This is a genomic window from uncultured Alsobacter sp. (assembly GCF_945952055.1).
Classification (GTDB): Bacteria; Pseudomonadota; Alphaproteobacteria; order Rhizobiales; family Beijerinckiaceae; genus Alsobacter.
Genome location: NZ_CAMFHB010000015.1, coordinates 71,642 through 96,612, shown reverse-complemented (window position 1 = coordinate 96,612; position 24,971 = coordinate 71,642). Strand labels below are relative to the sequence as shown.

Sequence of the window (24,971 nt, the reverse complement as noted above, 5' to 3'; positions counted from 1 at the left end):
GATACCGATTTGGCGATTTGACTTGCAGCGATTGCGCTGGGTCGCTACCCAGAGCGTTCCATATTCCGAACGAACCGGCCTGAGAGCGGAACGGATGATCCGGACCCACGCCACGCCTCACACCCCCGCCAACGAGGTGGACCACCCGTCGAGCCCCGTGGCCGTGTTCGGCCCGGACAAGCCGCTGGCGCTCGATTGCGGGGTGTCCCTGAGCCCCTTCCAGATCGCCTACCAGACCTACGGCACCCTGAACGCCGCCAAGTCCAACGCGGTGCTGGTCTGCCATGCGCTGACCGGCGACCAGCACGTCGCCAACGTGCACCCGGTCACCGGCAAGAACGGCTGGTGGGAGACGATGATCGGCCCCGGCCGGCCCATCGACACGGAGCGGTTCTTCGTCATCTGCTCGAACGTCATCGGCGCGTGCATGGGCACGACGGGGCCCGCCTCCCTCGATCCGGCGACGGGCGAGCCCTACGCGATCCGCTTCCCCGTCGTCACCATCCGCGACATGGTGCGGGCGCAGGCCATGCTCGTCGAGCACCTGGGCATCGACACGCTGTTCTGCGTGGCCGGCGGCTCCATGGGCGGCATGCAGGTGCTGCAGTGGGCGGCGAGCTATCCCGACAAGGTCTTCAGCGCCCTGCCGATCGCCACGGCGGCCAAGCATTCGGCGCAGAACATCGCGTTCCACGAGGTCGGCCGCCAGGCGGTGATGGCCGATCCGGAATGGAAGGCCGGCAGCTACCTCGCCAACGGCTCGCGGCCCGAGAAAGGGCTCGCCGTGGCGCGCATGGCGGCACACATCACCTATCTCTCCGAGCCCGCCCTGCACCGCAAGTTCGGGCGCAAGCTGCAGGATCGCGACGCGCCGACCTTCTCCTTCGACGCCGACTTCGAGATCGAGAGCTACCTGCGCTACCAGGGCCGCAGCTTCGTCGAGCGCTTCGACGCCAATTCCTATCTCTACCTGACGCGCGCCATGGACTATTTCGACCTGGCGGCGGACTACGGCGGCGTGCTGGCGCGGGCTTTCAAGGGCACCCGGACGCGCTTCTGCGGCGTGTCGTTCACCTCGGACTGGCTGTTCACCACCGCCGAGATGCGGGCGGTGGTGCATGCGCTCAATGCCGCCGGCGCCCTGGTGTCCTTCGTCGAGATCGAGACCGACAAGGGCCATGACGCCTTCCTGCTCGACGTCCCCGAGCTCATCGACACCACGCGCGGCTTCATCGATGCCGCCGCCCGGGCGCGCGGGCTCGCCGCCCCGCCCGCCGAGTGACCGGATCTTCGACCATGGCCGACGTTCAGTTCCCGACAGGCGCCGCCGCGACGCGCATCGACCTCGTGCTCGTGGCCGGCATGGTGGAGCCGGGCAGCCGCGTCCTCGACGTGGGCTGTGGTGACGGCACGCTGTTGCGCATGCTGCAGGAAGGCCGCAACGTCGACGCGCGGGGCATCGAGCTGTCGCAGGAGGGCGTGAACGCCTGCGTCGCGCGCGGCCTCTCGGTCATCCAGGGCGACGCCGACACGGATCTGGTCGACTATCCCGATGCCTCGTTCGACTACGTGATCCTGTCGCAGACGCTGCAGGCCACGCGGCGACCGAAAGTGGTGCTCGACCACATGCTGCGCATCGGCCGCAAGGCGATCGTCTCGTTCCCCAATTTCGGCCATTGGCGCATCCGCGCGACGCTGTCCTTCGGCGGGCGCATGCCGGTCACCGAGAACCTGCCGGTGTCCTGGCACGAGACGCCCAACATCCATTTCTGCACGATCCGCGACTTCCTGGACCTGGTGGACGAGATCGGCGCCCGCATCGACAAGGGCGTTGCCCTCAACGCCGGCGGCGGCCAGATGCGCCTCACGCTGCCATGGTGGGTGTGGAACCTGTTCGGCGAGCAGGCGGTGTTCGTGCTGTCGAAGCGCTGATCGGTCGTGCGTCCTTCGACACGCCTGCTCCGCAGGCTGCTCAGGATGAGGACCTTTGTGGACGCCTGCTTTCCTGAATGGCCCTCATGCTGAGCAGCCGCCCGAGGCGGCGTGTCGAAGGGCGCACCATCCCGATCACCCATCCGCCAGCGGATGCAGGTCCCTCACCATCGCCTTCAGCCGCTCGTCGAGCACGTGGGTGTAGATCTGCGTGGTCGAGATGTCGGCGTGGCCCAGCAGCTGCTGCACGATGCGCAGGTCGGCGCCATTGTGGAGCAGATGGCTGGCGAAGGCGTGGCGCAGGACGTGCGGGCTCACCAGGTCCGAGCGCAGGCCCGCGGCGGCGACGCAGGCCTTGAGCTCGCGGGCGAAGACCTGACGGGGCAGGTAGCCGGTGGCGCTGTCGGCGGGAAAGAGCCAGGGGCTCGGCGCCCGGCCCGCCTCCTTGCGCAGGGCGAGCCAGCGGTCGAGGGCGTCGCGCGCGCGGTCGTTCAGCGGCACGAGCCGCTCCTTGCCGCCCTTGCCCTTCACCGTGATCAGCCTCTGGCGGATGCGCGCGGCGGAACTGGGCAGGGCGACGAGTTCGGACACGCGCAGGCCCGAGGCGTAGAGCGTTTCCAGCAGCGCCGAGAGCCGGGCTGCGGCCAGGCGCTGGGGCATGGGCCGGGCCGGGTCGTCGATGCCCTCCGCCGCCACCGCGAGCAGCCGGTCGACCTCGCCGATCCCCATGGTCTTGGGCAGGGGCCGGCCGCGCTTCGGGCCGGTGAGCGCGACGGTCGGATCGTCCTCGCGCAGGCCCTCGGCGTACAGGAACTTGTGCAGCTGGCGGACGGCGGAGAGGCGGCGGGCCGCCGAGGAGGCCTTGAGGCCCTGGGCGTCGAGGCCGGCGAGCCAGTCCCGGATCGCCTCGACGTCGGCCGTGAGCACCGTCCTGCCCTGGCCGGACAGCGTGTCGGCGTAGTCGCGCAGGTCCCGTCCATAGGCGTCGAGCGTGTTCTTCGCCGCGCCCCGCTCGGCCGACATCATGGCGAGGAAGGCGTCGACCGGCCCGGGCGCGGCCGAGCGGCCGGGGGCCTTCATCGCGGCAGCTTGGAGGCCGGGATGGTGACGGTGATCTCGCGCTGCTGCGGCTCGTAGAACGTCGCCAGCGCGAACAGGCCGCCATAGGCGCATCCTGCCAGAACACCGATGAACATCAGGAATTTGAGAATGACGGGCACGGGGCGCGACTCCGTTCGCGGCGACCCTTCAGACCACGAGCCTGCCGCGTTGGCAAGACCCGGGCCGGCCCCCTGCTCTTGACGGGGTGTCTGGCCCGGCATTGCGTGCTACAGAACCGGCCGACCGACGGGAGCGGGACGGGACGTGGCTTGGGCGCAGCAGTGGATTCGGCGGAACTGATGGCCCAGGAGGCCTCGATCCGGGAGAGGCTCGGGTCGCGCTGCATCGTGCTGGTCGGCATGATGGGGGCGGGCAAGAGTTCGGTGGGGCGCCGCCTCGCCAACAGGCTCGACCTGCCCTTCTTCGACGCCGACACCGAGATCGAGCGGGCCGCCGGCATGACCATCCCCGAGATCTTTGCCGCACGCGGGGAGGCGGAGTTCCGCGACGGGGAGCGCAGGGTCATCGCGCGCCTGCTGGCCGAGGGTCCGATCGTGCTGGCCACCGGCGGCGGCGCGTTCATGAGCCTGGAGACCCGGCAGCGCATCGCCGAGCGCGGCATTTCGGTGTGGCTGAAGGCCGACTTCGACGTCCTGATGCGGCGCGTCCGCAAGCGCTCGAACCGCCCGCTGCTGCGCACGGCCGATCCCGAAGCCACGCTGCGCAAGCTCATCGACGACCGCTACCCGATCTACGGGCTCGCCGACGTCACCATCCATTCGCGCGACGTGCCGCACGACGTGGTCGTGCAGGAGATCGTCGATGCCCTGCCGGCGCGCCTCGACGGGCCGGCCGCCGGAGACCCATCGTGACCGTCACCGTCCATGTTCCGCTCGGCGACCGCGCCTACGACATCCTCATCGGATCCGGGCTGGTGGCCGATGCGGGGCGCCGCATCGCCGAGCAGTTTCCCGGCGCCGCCTGCGCCGTCGTCACCGACGAGACCGTGGCGGCACTCCACGCCGAGACGCTGGAACGGGGCCTGGCCGCCGCCGGGATCCGCTTCGCGCGGGTGACCGTGCCCGCCGGCGAACAGTCCAAGTCCTGGGCCCGGCTCGAAGCCGTCTGCGAGGCGGTGCTCGCCGCCCGGCTGGAGCGCGGCGACCTCGTGGTGGCGCTGGGTGGCGGCGTGGTGGGGGACCTCGCCGGCTTCGCGGCGGCCGTCGTGCGGCGCGGCATGCGCTTCGTCCAGATCCCGACGACGCTGCTGGCCCAGGTCGATTCCTCGGTGGGCGGCAAGACGGGCATCAATTCGCCGCACGGCAAGAACCTCATCGGCGCGTTCCACCAGCCCTCGCTGGTGCTCGCCGACACGGGCATCCTCGACACGCTGTCGCCACGCGAGTTCCGCGCCGGCTACGCCGAGGTCGCGAAGTACGGCCTGATCGACGATCCGGCCTTCTTCGCCTGGCTCGAGCAGCATCATCGCGGCGTGTTCGCCGGCGGACCCGAGCGAGCCGAGGCCATCCGGATCAGCTGCGCGGCCAAGGCCGCGGTGGTGGTGCGCGACGAGCGCGAGGACGGCGACCGGGCGCTGCTCAATCTCGGGCACACCTTCGCCCACGCCTTCGAGCGCATCACGCGCTACGACGGCCGCCGCCTGGTGCACGGCGAAGCGGTGGCCGTGGGGCTGGCCTGCGCCTTCCGGTTCTCGACCCGGCTCGGGCTCGCCCCGGGGCAGGACGCCTCCCGGGTGGAAGGTCACCTGCGCACCGTCGGGCTGCCGACCGCCATCCGCCAGATCCCGGGCTGGGACGCGGGGGCCGAGGCCATTCTCGACGCCATGGCGCAGGACAAGAAGGTGTCGCGCGGCGCGCTCACCTTCATCCTCGCGCGCGGGATCGGGCAGAGTTTCATCGCCCGGGGCGTCGAGGCGGCCGCCGTCCGCGAGTTCCTTGACGCGGACCTGTCCCTGCCCTGAATTGGGGGGCATGGAAGACATTCAAGTTCACGCCAATCCGTGGCTGGCGCTCGTCATCGTGGTCGCCTGCCTTGCCTTGTCGGCATTCTTCTCCGGCGCGGAGACGGCGCTGACCGCCGCCTCCCGCGCCCGCATGCTGGCGCTGGAAACCAGCGGCGACAGCCGCGCGGGCATCGTCAACCGGCTCCTGCTGGCGCGCGAGCGGCTGATCGGCGCGATGCTCATCGGCAACAACGTCGTCAACATCGGGGCCTCGGCCTTCACCACCAGCGTGCTGGTGAGCATCTTCGGCTCGGAGGGCGTGCTCTACGCCACGGTCGCCATGTCGGTGCTGGTGGTCGTGTTCGCCGAGGTGATGCCGAAGACGGTGGCCATCAACAAGCCCGACAAGGCGGCGCTGCTGCTCGCGCGGCCCGTGTCGTGGGTGGTGGCGCTGTTCGGCCCGCTCACCATGGCGATCGAGGCCTTCGTGCGCGCCGTGCTGCGCGTCTTCGGCGTCACCATCGGCGACAACCAGGCGGTGCTGTCGGCCAGCGACGAGCTGCGCGGCACGGTCGACCTCCTGCACAAGGAAGGCAGCGTCGAGACCGAGGCTCGCAAGATGTTCGGCGGTCTCCTCGACCTCGACGATCTCGAGGTCTCCGACGTCATGATCCACCGCACGAAGATGCGGACGATCTCGGCGGACCTGTCGTCGGAGGAGATCGTGCGCGAGGTGCTGTCCTCGCCCTACACGCGCCTGCCGCTGTGGTCCGGCAGCCCCGAGAACATCATCGGCGTGCTGCACGCCAAGGACCTCTTGCGCGCGCTGGACGCGGTGCAGGGCGATCCGAGCCGGCTCGACGTGAAGGCCATCGCGCTCGACACCTGGTTCGTGCCGGACACGACCTCGCTGGCCGACCAGCTCAAGGCCTTCCTTGCCCGCAAGACGCATTTCGCCCTCGTCGTGGACGAGTATGGCGAGGTGATGGGGCTGGTGACGCTCGAGGACATCCTCGAGGAGATCGTCGGCGACATCAAGGACGAGCACGACGTCACCGTCCAGGGCGTGCGACCGCTGCCCGACGGCTCGGTGAATGTCGACGGCTCGGTGCCGGTGCGCGACCTGAACCGGGCCATGGACTGGCGGCTGCCGGACGAGGAGGCGACCACCATCGCCGGGCTCGTCATCCACGAGGCGCAGACCATTCCCGACGCCGGGCAGGTCTTCACCTTCCACGGCTACCGCTTCCAGGTCCTGCGCAAGTCCCGCAACCGTATCACCGCCCTGAAGATCATGCCTCTGCCGAGGACTCCGGCCGGAGAGGGGTGAAGCACGGCGAGGTTGTGCGTCCTTCGACACGCCCGCTACGCGGCTGCTCAGGATGAGGATATTTGTGGAATTTCAATAAGCTACACGGATCTTCATCCTGAGCAGCCGCCGCAGGCGGCGTGTCGAAGGACGCAGAACCTCGCCGTGCTCCATCAGCCCTCGGTGCGGGCCGCGATGGCGTCGGCGATGGCCACCGTCCGCTTGCCGATCTCGGCGTGGAGGCGCTCCACCATGCGGCCGTCGATCTGGAGGGCGCCCTTGTCGCGGTTCTCCGGCTGGGCGAAGGCCGCGATAATGGCGCGGGCCCGGTCGACCTCCTCCAGCGAGGGCGCGAAGACCGCGTTGGCGACGTCGATCTGGCTCGGATGGATCAGCGTCTTGCCGTCGAAGCCGAGGTCGCGGCCCTCCTCGCACTCGGCCCGGAAGCCGCCTTCGTCGGTGATGCCGTTGAAGACGCCGTCGATGATGTCGAGCCCGTAGGCGCGCGCCGCGGCGAGGCAGGTCTGCAGCCAGGGGAGGAACGGGGCGCGGCCGGGCACGAGGCGGGCCCGCGTCTCCTTGGCGAGATCGTTCGTGCCCATGACGAAGCAGGCAAGCCGGTTGGCCGGATCGGACGCGGCGGCGGCGATCGGCAGCGCGGTGAGCATGGCGAGCGGCGTCTCCATCATCGCCCACAGGCGCGTCGTCGCCGGGGCCCCCGCCGCGGCGAGCTGGCTGGCGGCGCGGGCGACATGGGCGGGCGAGGAGACCTTGGGGATCAGGACCGCGTCGGGGCCCACAGCGGCGACGGCCCGCAGGTCGGCCTCGCCCCAGGGCGTATCGAAGCCGTTGATGCGCACCACGACCTCGCGCCGGCCGAACCCGCCCGCGGCAACCGCGGCCGTGACCTGCTGGCGGGCGATGGTCTTGGCATCGGGTGCGACGGCATCCTCCAGGTCGAGGATCAGCGCATCCGCCGCCAGCGTCTTCGCCTTCTCCAGCGCGCGTGCATTGGAGCCGGGCATGTAGAGCACGCTGCGACGCGGCCGGATGTCGATCTGAGGCATGGGTCCACCGTTCTGCGATATTGCGGCGCAGCATAGACCCTTGGTCACCCCGTGCAATCATGACAAAGAAGGACATAGGAGCGGTTGCCCGGGGGAGGATGCATGGCGCTGGTGGCGGGCGTGGACGGCTGTCCGGCCGGGTGGATCGCCGTGCTGCGGGACACGGCCGTGGCCGGGTCCGAACGCGTCGTCGTCACCTCCCGCTTCGCCGATCTCATCGAGGCCGGGCCCGCCGTGATCGCGGTGGACATGCCCATCGGGTTGCCGGACCGCATCGGCCCGGGCGGGCGCGGCCCCGAGACGGCGCTGCGGCCACACCTCGGCGAGCGGCAGTCCTCGGTGTTTTCCGTGCCCTCGCGTTCGGCGGTCTATGCCATGGACTATCGCGAGGCCTGCACGCTGGCTGCGGCGACCTCCGACCCGCCGCGCAAGGTGTCCAAGCAGGCCTTCTTCCTGTTTCCCAAGATCCGCGAGATCGACGGGCTCCTGCTGGCGCGGGCCGACCTGCGCGGCCGGGTGTTCGAGAGCCATCCCGAGGGCGTCTTCATGACGCTGAACGATGGCATGGCGCTGTCCGAGCCCAAGAAGGTGAAGGGCAAGTGCTGGCCCGACGGGATGGCGCTGCGCCGCCGCCTGCTCGCGAAGGCCGGGGTGGACGCCGCGCTCCTCGCGATGCCGACGCCGCGTGGGGCGGGCGAGGACGATCTCCTCGACGCTGTTGCCTGCTCGGTGACGGCCGGCCGGATCCTGCGCGGGGAGGCCCGCAGTTTCCCCGAAAGGCCGGGCATCGATGCCTTCGGCCTGCCCGTCGCGATCTGGGCCTGACGGCGGGCGTGCACTCCCCGGCGCGGCGTGCTTAAAAAGCCGCTCGTCCGTCGAAGAGACCGCTCGCCCATGACGACCTCGCCCACACCCACCCTGCCGACCCCTGACGCCATCAGCGCCGCCCACGATCGCATCGCTGGCTACGCGCGCCGCACGCCCCTGCTCCAGGCCGACGCCGACCTCGTTCCGGGGGTTCCGGTCACCTTCAAGCTGGAGTTCCTGCAGCAGTCCGGCTCGTTCAAGGGACGCGGGGCCTTCAACAACCTGCTGTCGCGTGAGGTGCCCGCGGCCGGCGTCGCGGCCGCGTCCGGCGGCAACCACGGCGCGGCCGTTGCCCTGGCGGCCGGCCGGCTGGGCCATCGGGCGCGCATCTTCGTGCCGGAGATCTCCTCGCCGGTGAAGATCGCCGCCATCCGCAGCCACGGAGCCGAGGCCGTGGTGGGCGGCGCGCGCTATGCCGAGGCGCAGGCGGCCTGCGACCGCTACGCGGCCGAGAGCGGGGCCATGCTCGTGCATCCCTACGACACGGCGCCGACCATGGCCGGTGCCGGCACCGTCGCGAAGGAGTGGGAGGAGGACCAGGCCCGCATGGGGCTGCCGGCCCTCGACACCGTGCTCGTGGCGGTGGGCGGCGGCGGATTGATTTCCGGCGTGGCGACGTGGTGGGCCGGCAGGGTGAAGGTGGTGGGCGTCGAGCCGGAAGGGTCGCGCTGCCTGCACGCGGCGCTCGCCGCGGGCGAGCCCGTCGACGTGCCGGTCGAATCCATCGCCGCCGACAGTTTGGGGGCTCGCCGCGTCGGGTCGCTGGTGTTCGACGTCGTGAAGGACAAGGTCTCCGGCGTGACGCTGGTCGGCGACGACGCCATCCGGGAGGCGCAGCTGCGGCTGTGGCGGCAATGGCGCATCGCGTCCGAGCCCGGCGGTGCCGCCGCGCTCGCGGCCCTGACCAGCGGGGCCTACAAGCCGGCGCGCGGTGAACGCGTCGGCGTGCTGCTGTGCGGCGGCAACGTGGATCCCGCCAGCCTCGCCTGAGCGCTCAATGGCCGGCGAGGTCGAGGATGATCGCCCATTCCTCGTCCGTCACCGGCTGGACGGAGAGGCGCATCGAGGTGACGAGCGACATCTTCGCCAGCCGCTTGTCCGCCTTCACTTCCGCCAGCGTCACCGGGCGCTTCAGCGGCTTCACCGCCTTGAGGTCCACCATGACCCAGGGCGAGCCCTGCTCGGCGGTGTGGTCGGGATAGGCCTCGCGGATCACCTCGACGATGCCGACGATCTCCTTGCCCTCGTTCGAGTGGTAGAAGAAGCCCTGCTCGCCCTTCTTCATGGCCATGAGGTTGAGCTTGGCGCTGTGGTTGCGCACGCCGTTCCAATAGGTGCCCTTGGCGCCGGCCTCGACCTGCTGCTCCCAGGACCAGACCTCGGGTTCGGATTTGTAGAGCCAGTGCGCCATGGAGCCTCCGCCGGATCGTTGCGATTCGGGCTGGAGCTTAGGGGCCGGACCGCGCTTGTCGAGGGTGCGAGCGTCAGTCTTCCGCCTTCAGCGGGCGCGTCATCAAGGCGGTGATGGCGGCGTCGATGTCGATGCGGCCGGCGAGGACGGCGTCCACCGCCTCGGCGATCGGCATCGCGACGCCGCGGGCCCGCGCCATCTCGACCAGGGCGCGGGCGGTGTAGACGCCCTCGGCGAGCTTGCCGCCGCCGGCCTGCGCCGGTGCGACGCCACGCCCCAGGTCGAAGCCGTGGGCGAAGTTGCGCGACTTGGCCGAGCCGCAGGTGAGGATGAGGTCGCCCAGGCCCGACAACCCCATCAGGGTCTCCGGCCTGGCCTGCCAGGCCCGGGCAAAGCGCGACAGTTCGGCGAAGCCGCGGGCCGTCAGCGCCGCCTTGGCGCTCTCGCCGAGCGCGCGTCCCGCGACGATGCCGGCAGCGATGGCGAGCACGTTCTTCGACGCGCCGCCGATCTCGACGCCGCGCATGTCCGTGGCGTGATAGACGCGGAAGGCGGGCGAGGAGAGGGCCAGGGCCAGCTGCTCGGCGACGGCCTCCAGCGGGGCCGCGAGCACCACGGCGGTCGGCAGCCCGCGCGAGACGTCCTCGGCGAAGCTCGGGCCCGACAGCACCGCCGGCATCAGGCCGGGGAGGGTGTCGGCGACGACCTCGCTCATGAAGTGCCCTGTCGCGGTTTCGATGCCCTTGGCGCAGACCACGGCCGGCAGGCCCTGCTTCACCACCATCGCCAGGGCTTCGGCCACGCCGCGCAGCGCCTGGGCGGGCACCGTGAGGAGCAGCGCCCGCGCGTCGCAAGCCTCCCGCAGCGAGGACGTGGGCGTGACGCCCGGCAGAAGGGGGACGCCGGGGAGCCGGGTGGCGTTCTCGCGGGCGGCCGCCATGGCGGCGGCGTGCTCGGGATCGCGGGTCCACAGCTTCACGGTGCGGCCGGCGCGCGCGGCGGCATTGGCGAGCGCCGTGCCCCAGGCGCCCGCGCCGATAACGCCGATCGTGTCGAAGCTCATGCGCGCGCCGTGGCGACGGCGTTGGGATCCAGCGGCCAGCGGGCGCGAGGCGAGGTGGCGAGGTCGTCGCTGGCCCCCATCCGCAGGCGCTCCAGCCCGGCCCAGGCGATCATCGCGCCGTTGTCCGTGCACAGGGCCGGCGGCGGGGCCGCCAGCCGCAGTCCCGCCTCCGAGGCGAGCCGCTGCAGGGCGCGTCGGATCGTCTGGTTGGCGGCGACGCCGCCCGCGACCACCAGCGCCTGCGGGTGCCCGGCCGTTTCGCGGAACAGCCGCAGCGCCACCCGGGTCCGGTCGACGACGACGTCGACCACGGCGGCCTGGAAGCCGGCGCACAGGTCCGCGACGTCCTTGGAGGTCAGCGGCGCGATGCGCTCCGCCTCGAGGCGCACGGCGGTCTTGAGGCCGGACAGGGAAAAGTCGGGGGCCGGGCGGCCGGCGAGCGGGCGCGGGAGGGCAAAGCGCTCGGGATCGCCGCGCTCGGCCTCCTGCTCGACCTGCGGCCCGCCCGGATAGGGCAGCCCGAGCATCTTGGCGGTCTTGTCGAAAGCCTCGCCGATGGCGTCGTCGATGGTGGTGCCCAGGCGGACATAGTCGCCGACGCCCTTCACCGCGACGAGCTGCGTGTGGCCGCCGGAGGCGAGCAGCAGCAGGTAGGGAAAGCCGATGCCATCGGTCAGGCGGGGCGACAGGGCGTGCGCCTCCAGGTGGTTGACGGCGATGAACGGCTTCCTGGCCACCATGGCCAGGGCCTTGGCCGTCGTGAGGCCGACGATGACGCCGCCGATCAGGCCAGGACCGGCGGCAGCCGCCACCGCGTCGCACTGGTCGAGCGTGGTGCCGGCCCGCTCGAGGGCGCGCTTCACGAGCCCGTCGACGACTTCGACATGGGCGCGGGCGGCGATTTCGGGGACGACGCCGCCATAGGGCGCGTGGTCCTCGATCTGGCTCAGGACCTCGTTGGAGAGGATCTCCGGGCGGCCGTCGGGCGCCACGGACACCACCGCCGCCGCGGTCTCGTCGCAGGTCGTCTCGATGCCCAGTACGCGCATGCCCATCCCCTCCGGGGTGCGGGGCGGCCCCTGCCCGCACGCTTTCGCCGGCCGATGTGACGACCTATAGTCCGGCGCGGGCGCGAAGGGAACGCCGCCCGAACGGGGGAGATGGGCGTGGCAGGCACACTACGGCTGCGAATCGGGACACGGGGCAGCCCACTGGCATTGTGGCAGGCGCGGGAGGTTCAGGCCCGCCTGATCGCCGCGCACGGGTTGTCCGCCGATGCGGTCGAGATCGTCGTCATCAAGACCTCCGGCGACATGATCCAGGATCGCGCGCTGGCCCAGGCCGGCGGCAAGGGCCTGTTCACGAAGGAAATCGACGTGGCGCTGCTCGACGGCAGCGTCGATCTCGCCGTGCATTCCGCCAAGGACATGCCCACCGCCTTCCCCGACGGCATCTCCATCGTCGGCTATCTCCCGCGCGAGGACGTGCGCGACGCGGTGATCGGCGGCACGGCGCCCACCCTCGAGGCCCTGCGCCCCGGCGCCGTGGTCGGCAGCGCGAGCCTGCGCCGCCAGGCGCTGATCCGGCGCATGCGCCCCGACGTGAAGACCGAGCTCCTGCGCGGCAACGTCGAGACGCGCCTGCGCCGCATCGCCGAGGGCGATTTCGACGCCACGCTGCTGGCGCTCGCCGGCCTGAAGCGGCTCGGGCTCGCGGACCGAGCCACGTCGATCCTCGATCTCGACGCCTTCCCGCCCGCGGTGGGCCAGGGCGCCGTGGCCGTCACCGCCCGCTCGGGCGACGCCACCACCCTCGACGCGATCGCGGCGATCTGCGACCGCGACGCGGGCGTGGCGCTGGCCGCCGAGCGGGCCTTCCTCACCGTGCTCGACGGGTCCTGTCGCACGCCCATCGCCGGCCACGCCGTCGTCGAGGGCAATGCGGTGCGGTTCCGCGGCCTCATCCTGCGTGTCGATGGCACCGAGGCCTACGAGGCGTCGCGCAGCGGCTCCGCGGCGGACGCCGCGCGCCTCGGGGAGGACGCCGGCCGCGACGTGCTCGCCCGCGCGCCCGCCGACATCCTCGCGCACTGAGGAGGCCGCCGCGGTGCGGATCCTCGTGACCCGCCCGCCGCCCGGAGGTCCGCGCACCGCCGCGCGCCTTCGCGACCTCGGCCACGAGGCCGTCGAGGTTCCCGTCATGGAGGTGGCGCCGACCGGCCGCCACTGGCCGCCGGGCTCCTTCGACGCCATCGTCCTCACCAGCGCCAACGGCCTGGCCGGCCGGCCGGACCCGATCGCGGCGGCATGGGCGGCGACCCCCGTGATCGCCGTCGGCAAGGCCACGGCCAAGGCGGCGGCGACGGCCGGGTTCGCGCACATCACCCCCGCCGCGGGCAACGCGACGGCGCTCGCCGCGGAGGTGGCTTCGACACTGCCGCGGGGGGCACGCGTGCTCTACCTCGCCGGCGTGCTCCGCAAGCCCGATCTGGAGCAGGCGCTGGCCGCGGCCGGAATTGCCGTGACCCCGGTCGAGACCTACGATGCGCGGGCCGTTCCCCCGGATCGGCTGGCCCGGTCTCTCGCGAATCGAACGCCGGACGCCGTTCTGCATTATTCGCGGGCCAGTGCCGAGGCATGGCTGGCCGGCGTGCGTGCCGGCGGCCTTGAAGACGCCTTGCTTGGCGGGCGACATCTCGCCCTGTCCCCCGACGTGGCCGAGCCGCTGCGGCGGGCGGGAGTGCGCGTGCTTCGCGTCGCCGAACGGCCTGAGGAGGACGCCCTCCTGGCGCTGCTGGCGGACCGGGGCTGACGCGTCCTCATCGATGGGATAGATGCCGCCGGGCGGCCGGCGGGGTATAACGACATCCGGCACTGCGGCGCAGCCGGCAGTGCCGCAACTGGAGAGCGAGGCCCGATGGCGGACGACAACAGCTCCCGCGATGCGGACAGGGGGCGAAAGGGACGGCGGCCGGAGCGCGAACCCGCGACGATCGACCTGAAGGCCGAGCGAATCGCCGACACCACCCCTGCCCAGGACGTCGCGGCCGACGCGCCGGCGACCGATCCCGCGATCACGCCCCCGGCCGAGGCCGCGCCTGAGGCTGCCGTGGTGGAGGCCTCAGCCACCGAACCCGCGCCCGCGACCCCGGATGCCTCCACTCCTGCGGAGGCCGCTGGTGAGTCCCGCGTCTCCGCCGAGCCGCAGCCGGATCCCGTGGTGGAGCCGCCGGTGGAGCCCGTCGTCGAACCGGTCGTCGAGCCGGTTGTCGAAGCGGTGGCTGAACCCTTGCCGCCTGTTGCCGCCCCGGTCCGCCAGCCCCGTCCGCAGCGCGGCTTGCCGATGGCGCTGGGCTTTGGCGGCGGTCTCGTCGGCGGTGCGGCGATCGTCCTGCTGCTGGCCTTCGTCGGCCCCCTCGCCGATGCGCCCGACCGCCTGACCTCGCTCGAGGGCGCGGTGGGCGACAAGGCGACGCGGCGCACGGTCGACGCCCTCGACAAGCGCGTGGCGACGGCCGAAAGCGCCGCCCAGGCGCTGCGCACCGACATCGACAGCCTCTCGCGCCGGCCGGCCCTGGCGCCTTCCGACCTCTCGCCGCTGACCCAGCGCCTCGATCGGCTCGACAGGGCCGTGGCGCAACTGGCCGCAAGGCCCGCCGAGGGAGAGGGCGCCGCGGCGCCTGCGCCCGTGCAGCTTCCGCCGGTCGTCGTGGCCGGCCGGGAGAGTGCCGCCCTCGCCGTGGCGATGCTGGTGCGCGACGCCGTGGGCCGGGGAACGCCCTATGCCCGCGAGATCGCGGCGCTGGAGGCGTCCGGCCTGCAGCCCGACGCGGTCGCCAAGCTGAAGCCGCTCGCGGCCGAGGGCGCACCGACGCCGGCGACCCTCGCCTCGGCCTTCGCGCCGCTGGCCGTGAAGCTCGCCGCCGTGCCCGAGCCCCCGCCCAGTGCCGGATGGGCCGACCGGCTCACCGCCTGGGCCGGGCGGATCGTCAAGGTTCGCCCCGTCGGCAACGTGGCCGGGGACGATCCCGCCGCCATCGGTGCCCGGACCGAGGCCGCGCTGCGGCGCGGCGATCTCGCCGCCGCCCAGGCGGCGCTGGCCGCGCTGCCCGCGGCCTACCGTCCCGCCGTCCAGTCCTTTGCCGATCGGCTCGCGGCGCGCATCGCCGCCGGGCAGGCGGCCGACAGCCTCGTGGCTGCCGCGGTCGATCAGGTGATCGCCGCCACCGCCTCAACCGGAGTGCCCGCGCGATGATCCGCGTCCTCGTGTTTCTCGCGCTGGTGGTGGCGCTCGCCTTTGCCGGCGCCTGGCTGGTCGAACGGCAGGGCGACATCGTTCTGACCATCGATGGGCGCACCATCGAAACCTCGCTCACGGCGGGCGTGGGCCTCGTCGTCGCCCTCGCGCTGGGCGTGATGATCGTGCTCGGTCTCCTGCGCTTCCTGCTGCGGCTGCCGTCGTCGATCGGCTTCGCCGCGCGGGCGCGCCGCCGGGCGAAGGGCTTCTCGGCCGTGTCGCGCGGCATGGTGGCGGTGGGCGCGGGCGATCCCCGCTCGGCCAAGCGCTATGCCGACGATGCGGCGAAACTTCTGGGCGAGGAGCCGCTGACGCTGCTCCTGAAGGCGCAGGCCTCGCAGATGGCCGGCGACCGGCCGGGCGCGGAGGGTGCCTTCCGGCGCATGCTGGATGAGCCCGAGACCAAGGTTCTCGGCCTGCGCGGACTTTTCGTCGAGGCGCGCCGCAAGGGCGACGATGCGGCGGCCCGGGCCTATGCCGCGGAGGCCGCACGGCTCGCGCCGTCGGTCGCGTGGGCCGGCGAGGCGCTGCTGGAGTACCAGTGCGCGGAGACGGACTGGATGGGCGCGCTGGCGACGCTGGATCGCGGCGCCAAGGGGCTCGACAAGGCCGCGGTGCGCCGGCAGCGCGCCGTGCTGCTGACGGCGGATGCCCTCTCCCGCTCGGAGAAGGAAGGCGACCTGGCCCTGGGCCGCCTGCAGGAGGCGGTCAAGCTCGCGCCCACGCTCGTACCCGCGGTGGCGGCGCTGGCGCGCCTGCTCGCCCGGCGCGGCGAGATGCGCAAGGCCTCCAAGGTCGTCGAGGCCGCCTGGCCCAAGTCCGCTCATCCCGATCTCGCCGAAGCCTACGTCGCGGTGCGACCCGGCGACTCGGCGCGCGACCGCCTGGCGCGCGCGGAGCGCCTGCTCTCGCTGACGCCCCGGGAGCCCGAGGCGCGCATCGCCGTGGCCAACGCCGCCTATTCGGCCCGCGAATTCGGACGGGCGCGCACCGTGCTGGCGCCCCTGCTGGAAGGCCGGCCTCCCGTGCGGGTCTGCCTGCTGATGGCCGACATCGCGGAGGAGGAGAATGCCGACTCCGGCGCCATCCGCGAGTGGCTGGCGCGGGCGTCACGTGCCCCGCGCGATCCGGCCTGGATCGCCGACGGCGTCATCGCCGACAGCTGGTCGCCGGTGTCGCCCGTGACCGGACGCCTGGACGCCTTCGTGTGGGGCACGCCGGTGGAGCAACTGTCCCAGGGCGCAGACGGCGAGGCCGCGCCGCGTCGCCGGCCGGTGCCGCTGCCGCCGACCGAGACCGTGATCGCGGACGCCGACGAACCGCCGGCTGCGGTGCTCACGGAGGAGCCGAGGCCCGTGATCGAGGCGGTGGCCGAGCCGGCTCCCGCGCCGGAGCCCGAGCCGGACGCAAAGCCGGTGGAGCCGGTGCAGGTCGTCGCCGCGGATCCCGCGCCCGCGCCGCCGCCGCCGGTCAAGGCCGAGGCTCCCGAGACTGTCGATGCGCCGCGCGAGCTCGCCAAGGCACCGGCCCCGGTCGCCGCCGCGGCCGTCGAGCCGGTCGAGGTGAAGCCTCGCAAGCCGGGTCCCGCGCCGGTCGTCTTCCCGCTGCCGACGCCGCCCGACGTCCCCGGCCCGGATCACGCCGAGGGCACGGGACGCAGGTTCCTGCAATAGCCGGGATCGTCAGCCGATCCCCCACTCCCGCATCCCGGGCCGGCCCTAACGCGGCCGAGCCGGGGATGCAGGCTGGTGCAGCGGCGGCACGTGCGTGTCCGCCGCCTCACGCCCCGGCGGGCCGTGGCTCAGGTGCGGTCTGGAGACAGCCGCCAAAGGCTTAGGAATCGCCTTCCAGCTTGGTGATGACGCGGCGGTTCTGCGACCAGCAGGAAATGTCCTCGCAGTTGTTCACCTTGACGGTGTTGCCCAGCGACTTCACCCGCATGCGGGTCGGCTGGATGCCCTGGAGGATCAGGTAGTTGCGCGCCGACTCGGCGCGGCGGAGGCCGAGCTTCATGTTGAAGTCCGCCGTGCCCTTCTCGTCGGCGTAGCCTTCGATCTTCACCTTGTAGCGCGGGTAGGCCTTGAGGAACTCGGCCTGCTTGTCGAGCGTCCCGCGGGCGGTGTCGTCCAGGTCGTCGGAGTTTTCGCTGAAGAAGATGCGCCGGCCGACATTGACGATGAAGTCCTCGGCGCTGCCACCCTGCACGTTGACGCCGGCGCCCACCGGGGCGTTCGTCACGTCGGCGGACCTCTCGGTGGAAACGCACCCGGCCAATGCGATGCCGGCCGCCAGCGCGACCATCACGGAACGGAATTCACGCACGCTACTCTCCCCTGCCCAGCCCCTGGCCCCCTCGGCGTCCACCCCCGGGGCACGGGGGCGACGTTGGCGGCGCGCGGGGCGCGCCGCCCTTGTCTCGACGCGATCGCGCTCAGCTGTCGGCGCTGGTCTCGCCCTGCTTGCGATCTTCCACCGGCGCGCCGAGGTGCTTGAGCACCAGAACCTTGGTGCCCACCGGGCTGCGCTGGAAGAGGTCGACGATGTCCTCCGGCAGCAGCCGGATGCAGCCCGACGACACGTCGTCGCCGATGCTCCACGGCTCGACGGTCCCGTGGATCCGGTAACCCAGGTCCCGGCCGTCCCGGTAGAGATACATGGCGCGCGGGCCGAGCGGATTGTCGGGTCCGCCGGCCATGAAACGCGGCAGCTCCGGGCGGCGCTGCAGCATCTCGGGCGGCGGCACCCACTGCGGCCACACGGCCTTGCGCATGATCTGCGCCCGGCCGAACCACTGGAACCCTTCGGTCTTGCCCACGCCCACGCCGTAGCGCAGGGCCGTGTTGTTCTCGAAGGTCACGTAGAGGAAGTGGTTGGCCGTATCGACGACGATCGTGCCCGGCGGTTCCTTGTGCTTGTACTTCACGAGCTGCCGGCGGAACTCCTTGGGGACCAACGCCATGTTGGTCTTGCGGAAGGAGAACCCGTTGTCCGGCGTGAGCCCGACGAAGTACTCCTCCTCGGTGACGGCCCGTGCCGACGTCGCGGCCAGCCCTCCCGCACCCAGACCCGCCAGTCCTCCCAGAAACGCCCTGCGGTCGATTGTCATGTGGCCTTGCCCCGGTTCACGCCTACGCACAGCATCAGCTGGCCGAGAGTGCAGACTCAGGCGGGACTCCTCAAGTGGTAAATGAACGGGAAACAGCCTGCAGGCAGCGGTTGCGCAGTTCACGATCCCGAATGTATCAAACTGGGTCGGACTCGCTGCGCCTCCGGTCCGTCCCGCCGCGCGCCGCGCCTTGCTTTCCGGGGCGGATGTCGCTAAGAGAGCGCCCGTCAGGCCGCGCGGCTCCGCCGCACCCGCCCTGCGCCGCAATAGCTCAGCTGGTAGAGCACCTCATTCGTAATGAGGGGGTCGGGGGTTCGAATCCCTCTTGCGGCACCACTTCTCGCGCAGCTCCCATCGGTTCCCGCTTCCCGCGTCCGACGCAGTGCCGCCCGCGTCAGTTCTGCAGCCGAACGGCGCCCGGGCCCACGCCGGTGGGAACCGGGGTGTCGCTGGAGGCGTAGGCGGAGTTGATGAACAGCGTGGGCGACCCGGTCGCCGTGAGCCGGTGGGCCACCACGATGGTCCAGGGGGATTGATCCGCGATACGGTTCCCGGAACCGGAGACGGCGAGCTCGGCATTGGGCAGGTAGATGGTGCCGAGGATCTTCTTGGCGTTGGTGGTCGAGATCGTCAGCGTGCCCTGGAAGCTGCGGTCGGTGACCAGGGCGAAGCCGGCGAAGGGGCCGGATTTCCTCGCCTCGATCGAAAGGGTCACATTGCCGCTCAGGGACGCTCCGGGCTGCCCCTTGAGGATCATGACCACGTCACTGCCCTGAATGGTGACGGTGCCCGCGACGCTGAAGGCGGGACCCACGAAGTAGTGCTCGCCGGGATTGAGGATGATCGTCCCCGAGCCAGTGACCTGGATCGCTCCGCAATGCACGCCGGGATTGAGCGTTCGGGTGCCGGTGCCAAGCTGGACCGTGGTGTCGGAGCATGCGGCCGGAACGTCGATCGGCAGGGCGGCGAAGGGGTCGCGGATTTCCGGCGCGTCCATGACGGCCGTCGGCGCGATGTCCCCCGACGCCCGCCCGGCCGCCCTCGCGGCCCCGGCCCGGATGCTCGAGGCGCCCACGACGGACAGGTCGCCGTTGCTCTGGACGAGGCAATCCTGCGCGGTGAGACGGGACGTGCCGATCAGGCCGAGTGCGTTGCCGCCCGGCTGGGTCGCGAGGGCGCACAGGGGATAGGTCGCCGCGTTGACGCCGGTGGCCGTCACGCTGGTGGAGAGAAGGCCCGATGGCATCAGGCGACCGAAATAGGACGATCGCTGGGCGGACAGGGCGACCGTGACGCTGCCGGCGGTCTTGTCCGCGCTGACCGTGGTCCCGACCGCCCACTGGCTCTTCAGCGGCGCGCTCAGGCTGTCGGCCCAGGCCGTGATCCTGGCCAGGGTCGCGGCCGATGGGTCGACGCTGTATTGGCGGGCGCCGTTCAGCGCGGTGCTGTCGGCAATCGCCTGCAGCTTCCCGCGGGTTCGCGCGACGTCGCTGAACTCCACCCCACCCGCGATCGCGAGCGCCAGAACCGGCAACGCGATGCCTGCCATCGTCTGGAAGCCCCCGCCAGCGTCGGCCAACAAGGACAGCAAAGCAGTTCGAAGCCTGGACATGGCCATGGACACTGGCATTTCACGCGTTCTGACCTGTTTAGCCCGGAGTCGATAACAAATCCGACAACGATCTCCGTCCGCGAGCGCAATCTCGAAAATACAGCATAAAGGATAACTCGCCCGTCGCTGCGCTCCCGGCAGTACTCCGGCAGTGTTCAAGCTTCGCGACGGAATTTCGTCTTGCCGTTCAGCTCATGGTTGCTTCGGCCAAGAGACCGGACGCTCGAGCATGGCGGAACGGTCAGGGGCCGGGCGCGGCGCTGTCTTCGGGCATCGCGGCGGGGCGAAAGGGCCAAGGCTCCGGCGCCGGTTCCGACGTCACGATGAGCATGAGGAGGCCGTCGGCCGCGATGGCGTCCCCGGCGGCGAGGGCCGCTCGCGCCTGGGCCAGAAGCACGGCGTTGCACGCGGGGACCAGCCCCAGCGCGATGAGGTCTTCGCACCATTGCACCGAAACGGCGATTTCGCAGCTGGACGGCGCGGGGGAGACACGTCGAGCGTCAAAAACAGACATTGCAAAGATCTCACGAGAGACCGGTTGTTCTATGGAACAACCGGTCTCCACTTTGGCGTTCCTTGCGGAGCGCCGGTCATCGACGACGATGCAGAATGCTTGGACTATGGCGACGGTGAGTACATGAATGCAGCAATACTCAATGTGAGTAGTCGTCACTTCCTAACAAGACCTGAAGCTTGACCATTGGTGAACGGGCCTCCCGGCCGTCGGCTCCGGCCCTTCGCAAGAGGAACGTCCGAAAAGCGCAAGGACGACTCCGCGCGACTCGTGCCCCTGCGAGGGCCATGGCTAATCGTGGTCCATCTGCGACATCCCGTCGCATCCCGCTCGAGCTCCGCTTTTTCGTGCGGCGTCAGTCCTTTGGGCCGCCGGCGGGCACCCTTCGACCGCGGCCCAGGGTCCGCTTCCCGGTTGTGGCCTGACGGAGAGATGGGCCGTCCCGCGGACGCCCGCACTCTCGACAGCGGCCCCCCGGCCGAGTCAATGATGCAGCGTGTCGACGATCGACCTGCGACGGAGAACCCCGATGACGTTCAGCCGGCGCCATGTCCTGGCCGCGCTCGGAGCAGGGCTTCTCGCCGCGCCGGCGCGCGCCCAGAGCCGCCCGACGATGCTGATCCACAAGGATCCGGATTGCGACTGCTGTCTCGAGTGGTCGCATCACGTCCGCGACGCGGGATTCTCGGTGACGATCAAGGAGACGTCCGATCTGCGGGCCATCCGCGCGCGCCGCAGGATTCCGCTGGCCCTGGCCGGTTGCCACACTGCCGACATCGAGGGCTACGTCATCGAGGGCCACGTCCCGGCACCCGAGATCATCCGCCTCCTGGCGGAACGCCCGCACGCGCTGGGCCTTGCCGTCCCCGGCATGCCGATCGGCTCGCCCGGCATGGAGATCTCCGGCTCGGCGCCGGAGACCTACGCGGTGGTCCTGTTCGGGGCGGGCCAGGGCATCTATGCCCGCTATCGCGGGACCGAGCGTCTCTGATCCTGCGTCGTTGATCCCGCCTCAGGGCCGCTCGAGGGGGCCCGGCAGGGCCTGGACGGCGCGTTCCTCCAACTCCGCCTCCCGGCGGCGCAGCAGGACACCCGCCGCGACCAGGGCCACCGCCGCCACCACGAGCACCACGGCGCCGATGGGGCCCGCGACCTGGTGGATGGTGTTTCCGACGGTGTAGGCGGCGAGCCCGAAGGTCGTGGCCCACACCGCGGCACCGGCGAAATTAGCCAGGAAGAAGCGGTGCCAGGGCATCCGGTTCACGCCCGCCAGGAAGGCCGCGAGAACGCGCAGGATGGCCACGAACCGGCCGAAGAACACCACCTTCCCGCCGTGCAGGCGGAACAGGTATTGCCCGAGCTTGATCTTGCGCTCGGTGATTCCCAGACGTGGCGCGACGGACAGGAGAAGGCGGTATCCCAGTTTGTCGCCGACCGTGTAGCCGATGTTGTCTCCGATCACCGCGCCGGCCACGGTCGCCGCGATCACCAGCCCGATGTCGAGGTCGTGGGTGGTGCCGGCATAGACGCTGGCGGTGATCAGCACCGCCTCGCCCGGCAGGGGCACGCCCATGCTTTCCAGGAGAACGATGCCGGCGATCAGCCAGTAGCCATAGGTCTGGATCAGGTGGGGGAGCTGTTCGGACAGGGTCATCACCGCAGCCTAGCGCGCGCCGCACGCAAATCCAGGGTCCGGCCGCGCCGGGTCGTGCGAAGCCGTGCTGGCCGGCTTCAGATGATGCGCAGGCCCGCCGTGGCCTCATTCTGCCAGACGAGTTCGCATTCCAGCAGCGGTTCGGCGGCGGAGACCAGGAGCGAGAACCGACGCGGCAAGGCGTGGTTCACGGCGAGCTGAAGCCGCGCGCCCTGATGCGACATGTCGACGATCACGCAGGGAATTGCGTCCTTTCCGGCATAGACGCACCCCTTGCTGCCAACGGCGCGGCGCGGATGACGGCGCTTGTGAAAACTATGCATTCCCGACCTGACACTGTGCGGTCCGGTCATGCCACTCAAATGTAAATCATCTCTTCTCGTCGAGGCTGAGTATTCCTGCTCACCTATTCAAATTCGGCGATCTGCTCTCCGTGTAACGCAACCGGCGCTAGATCTTCAGGCTGCCCGCTCTAGTCTTGACAGTGGACGAGTTCCAGGACGCCAGGCCGGCTTGACCGTCTATGAAGACATCATCCTGTGCGAATGACTTCAACTATCAAGGATCTGTTTGATTCACGCGGATCCGACGCGCCCTGATCGGCGATCGGCGGCGTGCTGTCGGTTGGAAAGGCACTCGACGTGCGTGTCGATGCATATGACAATCGCATCCGGATGATAACGGATGGGTTTTGCTCGCAGCTTGACGTTCGGCCCTGACTGTTTCTTCCCGCTTTACAATGTCGTCGTCAGAATAGAAGCGGTTTCGTCGTCTGATCGATCAATGAATACGTTCATCGTTCCTTAGGGACGGAGGGCGATCCCGGTGGACGGAATATAGGCGACATGCCTATCCATTGTGCAACGTCATAGGATTTTGGTCATGGCCTCGGCCGCCCCAGCCGGGCCCACCTCGCCCCCGCCGCCGTCCTCCCCCGATCGCTTCGACCCGATCATCCAGGTTCCGTCATGTCATCCTTGTCCCTGCGTACCCTCCTGCTTTCGGCGGTCCTCTTCCTGGTGGGCGCCGTCGCCTTGATGGGCAGTGCCGCGCTCTACAATCAGCGGGCGCTGCTCGTCGAACTGCGCGACACGACCACCAATTGGTTGCCGGCCATCCGGGACCTCTCCGACATCCGGTACAATGCCTCGCAGTACCGCATGCAGACGGCGCGCTATCTCCTCAGCCAGGATCCTGCCGTCCGCGCCAAGGCGGAGGAGCGCTCCGCCGAGCTTCGCGCCGGGATCGAGAAGGCCGCCGCCAGCTACGAACCCACGATGACCGGGCCCGAGGAACAGGCCCTGTGGGGCAAGGCCCGCAACGCCTGGAGCGCCTATCTCGCCGCCGATGCCAAGGCTCGCGCCATGGCCCGCGGCATCGATACCGCCGCCGCCAGTCGCGAGTTCATCGAGGTGGTGACGCCGCTCTTCGAGGCCTATGCCGCCGCCATCCAGGCCGACGTCGACTTCAACAACCGCGGTTCGGTCCGGTCCGCCGCGGCCGGTGAGGACACCGCGACGCGCGGCACCGTGATCGAGGCGGTGCTTCTCGCCTTCGGGCTCCTGGCCGGCGCCGTCGCCGGTGCCGTCGTCATCCGCCGGGTCGTGAACCCGCTGCGCGACATCACGGGCGCGATGCAGAGCCTCGCCTCCGGCGATCTGCGCGTCGCGGTCCCCTACCGGGAAAACCAGGACGAGGTGGGCGCCATGGCCGCCGCCGTGCAGGTCTTCAAGGACAATGCGGAGCGCGTGAAGGCCCTCGAGGAGGAGGAACGCCGGGCCGCCGCCGACAAGGCCGAGCGCGCCGAGGCCATGTCCGTCATCGTCGCGGAGGTCGGTCGCGTGGTGCAGCGCGCCGCCGCGGGCGACTTCAGCTCCCGGGTCGAGGCCAACGCGACGCAGGCCGAGCTGCGCGAGCTCGTCGACGGCATCAACCGCATCAACACCGTCGTCGACCAGGCCACCGCGGAACTCGGCGACGTCCTGGGCAGCGTCGCGGCCGGCGATCTCACCCGTTCGATCCGCACCAGCTACCAGGGCCGGCTCGGCGAGCTGAGCGAGGCCGTGAACGAAACGGTGAGCAAGCTGTCCTCCATCGTCACGACCATCCAGCAGACGGCGATCGACGCCGCCAACGCCTCCAACGAGATCAACAGCGGCTCCAACGACCTCGCCCGCCGCACGGAGCAGCAGGCGTCCTCGCTGGAGGAGACCGCCGCAACCACCGAGCAGCTGGCCGCCTCGGTGAAGTCGACCGCGACGGCCTCCCGGCAGGCCGTGGGTCATGCCGACGAGGCGCGGACGGTTGCCCAGGAAGGCGGCGACACCGTGAGCCGCGCCGTGGAGGCCATGACGCGCATCGAGCAGGCCTCGTCGAAGATCTCGGAGATCACCTCCGTGATCGAGGAGATCGCGTTCCAGACCAACCTCCTGGCCCTCAACGCGGCGGTCGAGGCGGCCCGGGCGGGCGATGCCGGCAAGGGCTTCGCGGTCGTCGCCGCGGAGGTCCGCACCCTGGCGCAGCGCTCCTCGGAGGCGGCCAAGGACATCGGCGGGCTGATCGCCAAGTCGACGCAGGAGGTGAGCCAGGGGGTGACCCTGGTGCGCGAGGCCGGCGGAACGCTGGGGCGCATCGTCGATGCCTCGGAGCGCGTCGCCAAGACGGTCAACGAGATCTCGGAGGCCACGGCCGAGCAGGCCAACGGCATCGACGAGATGAGCCAGGCCATCAGCCACATGGATGGCATGACCCAGCAGAACGCGGCGCTGGCCGAGCAGAGCTCCGCCTCGGCGACGTCGCTCGCCACGCAGATCGGCACCCTGAACGAGATCGTCTCGCAGTTCACCGTCAGCGGCGCGCGGCGGCCGGTGGCCCGCGCGGCCTCCGAACCGGGCCGCCTCCAGGCCCTCGCCGCGACCGCCTTCGCCGCCGCCAAGCCGGCGGCGAAGTCCCCCGCCAAGAAGGCCGTCGGGCAGGACTGGGACGAGTTCTGAGCCGGCACGATCGCTGGATCGCCCGGCCCCGGGGCGGGGAATGGACAGGCCGCCGGGCGATCCCCGGCGGCCTCTGCGTCTGG

Annotated in this window: 25 protein-coding genes and 1 tRNA gene; 14 read left to right on the top strand and 12 right to left on the bottom strand. The window is 70.9% G+C overall.

What is annotated here, in order from left to right; genetic code table 11:
• The first annotated feature begins 94 nt into the window (after positions 1-94).
• Positions 95-1,282 (top strand): homoserine O-acetyltransferase, encoded by a 1,188-nt coding sequence (locus Q0Q47_RS13590; protein WP_293860397.1) that lies wholly within the window; start codon positions 95-97, stop codon positions 1,280-1,282.
• 14 nt (positions 1,283-1,296) lie between these two features.
• Positions 1,297-1,932: a methionine biosynthesis protein MetW gene (gene metW / locus Q0Q47_RS13585; protein ID WP_293860395.1), complete on the top strand. Its 636-nt coding sequence runs from the start codon at positions 1,297-1,299 to the stop codon at positions 1,930-1,932.
• A gap of 135 nt (positions 1,933-2,067) precedes the next feature.
• Here metW and Q0Q47_RS13580 read toward each other — a convergent pair whose 3' ends face one another.
• The gene (locus Q0Q47_RS13580) at positions 2,068-3,012 is read right to left on the bottom strand and encodes a site-specific tyrosine recombinase XerD (protein ID WP_293860392.1); all 945 of its coding nucleotides are present in this window, start codon (positions 3,010-3,012) and stop codon (positions 2,068-2,070) included.
• Positions 3,009-3,152, bottom strand: a complete 144-nt coding sequence (locus Q0Q47_RS13575; protein WP_293860389.1) for a histidine kinase — start codon at positions 3,150-3,152, stop codon at positions 3,009-3,011. Before Q0Q47_RS13575 ends, Q0Q47_RS13580 begins: the two co-directional genes overlap by 4 nt.
• Before the next feature lie 180 nt (positions 3,153-3,332).
• Between Q0Q47_RS13575 and Q0Q47_RS13570 the strand changes: the two genes are divergently transcribed.
• Genes Q0Q47_RS13570 through Q0Q47_RS13560 form a run of 3 tightly spaced genes read left to right on the top strand, consistent with a single transcriptional unit; the run spans position 3,333 to position 6,326 of the window.
• Positions 3,333-3,905, top strand: coding sequence for a shikimate kinase (locus Q0Q47_RS13570; protein ID WP_293860452.1), 573 nt, complete (start codon positions 3,333-3,335; stop codon positions 3,903-3,905).
• Positions 3,902-5,014 carry a 3-dehydroquinate synthase gene (gene aroB, locus Q0Q47_RS13565; RefSeq protein ID WP_293860386.1) on the top strand — a complete coding sequence of 371 codons (1,113 nt, stop codon included), beginning with the start codon at positions 3,902-3,904 and terminating at the stop codon, positions 5,012-5,014. Before Q0Q47_RS13570 ends, aroB begins: the two co-directional genes overlap by 4 nt.
• 10 nt (positions 5,015-5,024) lie before the next feature.
• Positions 5,025-6,326, top strand: a complete 1,302-nt coding sequence (locus Q0Q47_RS13560) for an HlyC/CorC family transporter (protein ID WP_293860383.1) — start codon at positions 5,025-5,027, stop codon at positions 6,324-6,326.
• A 152-nt stretch (positions 6,327-6,478) separates the two neighbouring features.
• Here the strand turns inward: Q0Q47_RS13560 and Q0Q47_RS13555 are convergent, their stop codons facing one another.
• On the bottom strand, positions 6,479-7,372 hold the full coding sequence (locus tag Q0Q47_RS13555; RefSeq protein ID WP_293860380.1) for a CoA ester lyase: 894 nt from the start codon (positions 7,370-7,372) through the stop codon (positions 6,479-6,481).
• A 102-nt stretch (positions 7,373-7,474) separates the two neighbouring features.
• On the opposite strand from Q0Q47_RS13555, the gene Q0Q47_RS13550 reads away from it, so the two are divergent.
• Both Q0Q47_RS13550 and Q0Q47_RS13545 read left to right on the top strand, forming a co-directional pair.
• Positions 7,475-8,197, top strand: a complete 723-nt coding sequence (locus Q0Q47_RS13550; protein ID WP_293860377.1) for a DUF429 domain-containing protein — start codon at positions 7,475-7,477, stop codon at positions 8,195-8,197.
• 69 nt (positions 8,198-8,266) lie between these two features.
• Entirely contained in the window at positions 8,267-9,229 is a 963-nt protein-coding gene (locus Q0Q47_RS13545; protein WP_293860374.1) for a threonine/serine dehydratase, read from the top strand.
• 4 nt (positions 9,230-9,233) lie between these two features.
• Here Q0Q47_RS13545 and Q0Q47_RS13540 read toward each other — a convergent pair whose 3' ends face one another.
• The 3 genes from Q0Q47_RS13540 to tsaD form a co-directional block, all read right to left on the bottom strand.
• Positions 9,234-9,650 (bottom strand): EVE domain-containing protein, encoded by a 417-nt coding sequence (locus tag Q0Q47_RS13540; RefSeq protein WP_293860371.1) that lies wholly within the window; start codon positions 9,648-9,650, stop codon positions 9,234-9,236.
• Positions 9,651-9,723: 73 nt separating this feature from the next.
• Positions 9,724-10,713, bottom strand: a complete 990-nt coding sequence (locus tag Q0Q47_RS13535) for an NAD(P)H-dependent glycerol-3-phosphate dehydrogenase (protein ID WP_293860368.1) — start codon at positions 10,711-10,713, stop codon at positions 9,724-9,726.
• On the bottom strand, positions 10,710-11,762 hold the full coding sequence (tsaD, locus tag Q0Q47_RS13530; RefSeq protein WP_293860365.1) for a tRNA (adenosine(37)-N6)-threonylcarbamoyltransferase complex transferase subunit TsaD: 1,053 nt from the start codon (positions 11,760-11,762) through the stop codon (positions 10,710-10,712). Before tsaD ends, Q0Q47_RS13535 begins: the two co-directional genes overlap by 4 nt.
• Positions 11,763-11,879: 117 nt before the next feature.
• On the opposite strand from tsaD, the gene hemC reads away from it, so the two are divergent.
• The 4 genes from hemC (at position 11,880) to Q0Q47_RS13510 (ending at position 16,682) form a co-directional block, all read left to right on the top strand.
• Positions 11,880-12,806, top strand: coding sequence for a hydroxymethylbilane synthase (hemC, locus tag Q0Q47_RS13525; protein ID WP_293860362.1), 927 nt, complete (start codon positions 11,880-11,882; stop codon positions 12,804-12,806).
• A 13-nt stretch (positions 12,807-12,819) separates the two neighbouring features.
• A complete protein-coding gene (locus tag Q0Q47_RS13520) occupies positions 12,820-13,524 on the top strand; it encodes a uroporphyrinogen-III synthase (RefSeq protein ID WP_293860359.1) in 705 nt (234 codons plus the stop codon).
• Positions 13,525-13,629: 105 nt separating this feature from the next.
• A complete protein-coding gene (locus Q0Q47_RS13515; protein ID WP_293860356.1) occupies positions 13,630-14,967 on the top strand; it encodes a hypothetical protein in 1,338 nt (445 codons plus the stop codon).
• The gene (locus Q0Q47_RS13510; protein ID WP_293860353.1) at positions 14,964-16,682 is read left to right on the top strand and encodes a heme biosynthesis HemY N-terminal domain-containing protein; all 1,719 of its coding nucleotides are present in this window, start codon (positions 14,964-14,966) and stop codon (positions 16,680-16,682) included. Before Q0Q47_RS13515 ends, Q0Q47_RS13510 begins: the two co-directional genes overlap by 4 nt.
• 160 nt (positions 16,683-16,842) lie before the next feature.
• Here the strand turns inward: Q0Q47_RS13510 and Q0Q47_RS13505 are convergent, their stop codons facing one another.
• Both Q0Q47_RS13505 and Q0Q47_RS13500 read right to left on the bottom strand, forming a co-directional pair.
• Positions 16,843-17,331, bottom strand: coding sequence for an OmpA family protein (locus tag Q0Q47_RS13505; protein WP_293860350.1), 489 nt, complete (start codon positions 17,329-17,331; stop codon positions 16,843-16,845).
• 109 nt (positions 17,332-17,440) lie between these two features.
• Positions 17,441-18,115 (bottom strand): L,D-transpeptidase, encoded by a 675-nt coding sequence (locus tag Q0Q47_RS13500; RefSeq protein ID WP_293860347.1) that lies wholly within the window; start codon positions 18,113-18,115, stop codon positions 17,441-17,443.
• A 260-nt stretch (positions 18,116-18,375) separates the two neighbouring features.
• Between Q0Q47_RS13500 and Q0Q47_RS13495 the strand changes: the two genes are divergently transcribed.
• A tRNA-Thr gene (locus tag Q0Q47_RS13495) sits at positions 18,376-18,451 on the top strand.
• 58 nt (positions 18,452-18,509) lie between these two features.
• On the opposite strand, the gene Q0Q47_RS13490 is transcribed toward Q0Q47_RS13495, so the two are convergent.
• Complete coding sequence (locus Q0Q47_RS13490; RefSeq protein WP_293860344.1) at positions 18,510-19,664, bottom strand: TadE/TadG family type IV pilus assembly protein; 1,155 nt, start codon at positions 19,662-19,664, stop codon at positions 18,510-18,512.
• Positions 19,665-19,968: 304 nt separating this feature from the next.
• The gene (locus tag Q0Q47_RS13485; protein WP_293860341.1) at positions 19,969-20,400 is read right to left on the bottom strand and encodes a hypothetical protein; all 432 of its coding nucleotides are present in this window, start codon (positions 20,398-20,400) and stop codon (positions 19,969-19,971) included.
• Positions 20,401-20,770: 370 nt separating this feature from the next.
• Here Q0Q47_RS13485 and Q0Q47_RS13480 point away from each other — a divergent pair, with 370 nt between their 5' ends.
• Entirely contained in the window at positions 20,771-21,232 is a 462-nt protein-coding gene (locus tag Q0Q47_RS13480) for a DUF411 domain-containing protein (protein WP_293860338.1), read from the top strand.
• A 21-nt stretch (positions 21,233-21,253) separates the two neighbouring features.
• Here the strand turns inward: Q0Q47_RS13480 and Q0Q47_RS13475 are convergent, their stop codons facing one another.
• Together Q0Q47_RS13475 and Q0Q47_RS13470 are read right to left on the bottom strand one after the other, a co-directional pair.
• A complete protein-coding gene (locus Q0Q47_RS13475; RefSeq protein WP_293860335.1) occupies positions 21,254-21,895 on the bottom strand; it encodes a DedA family protein in 642 nt (213 codons plus the stop codon).
• A gap of 77 nt (positions 21,896-21,972) precedes the next feature.
• Positions 21,973-22,218, bottom strand: a complete 246-nt coding sequence (locus Q0Q47_RS13470) for a PilZ domain-containing protein (RefSeq protein WP_293860449.1) — start codon at positions 22,216-22,218, stop codon at positions 21,973-21,975.
• A 645-nt stretch (positions 22,219-22,863) separates the two neighbouring features.
• Here Q0Q47_RS13470 and Q0Q47_RS13465 point away from each other — a divergent pair.
• The gene (locus Q0Q47_RS13465) at positions 22,864-24,888 is read left to right on the top strand and encodes a methyl-accepting chemotaxis protein (RefSeq protein ID WP_293860332.1); all 2,025 of its coding nucleotides are present in this window, start codon (positions 22,864-22,866) and stop codon (positions 24,886-24,888) included.
• Positions 24,889-24,971 lie beyond the last annotated feature (83 nt).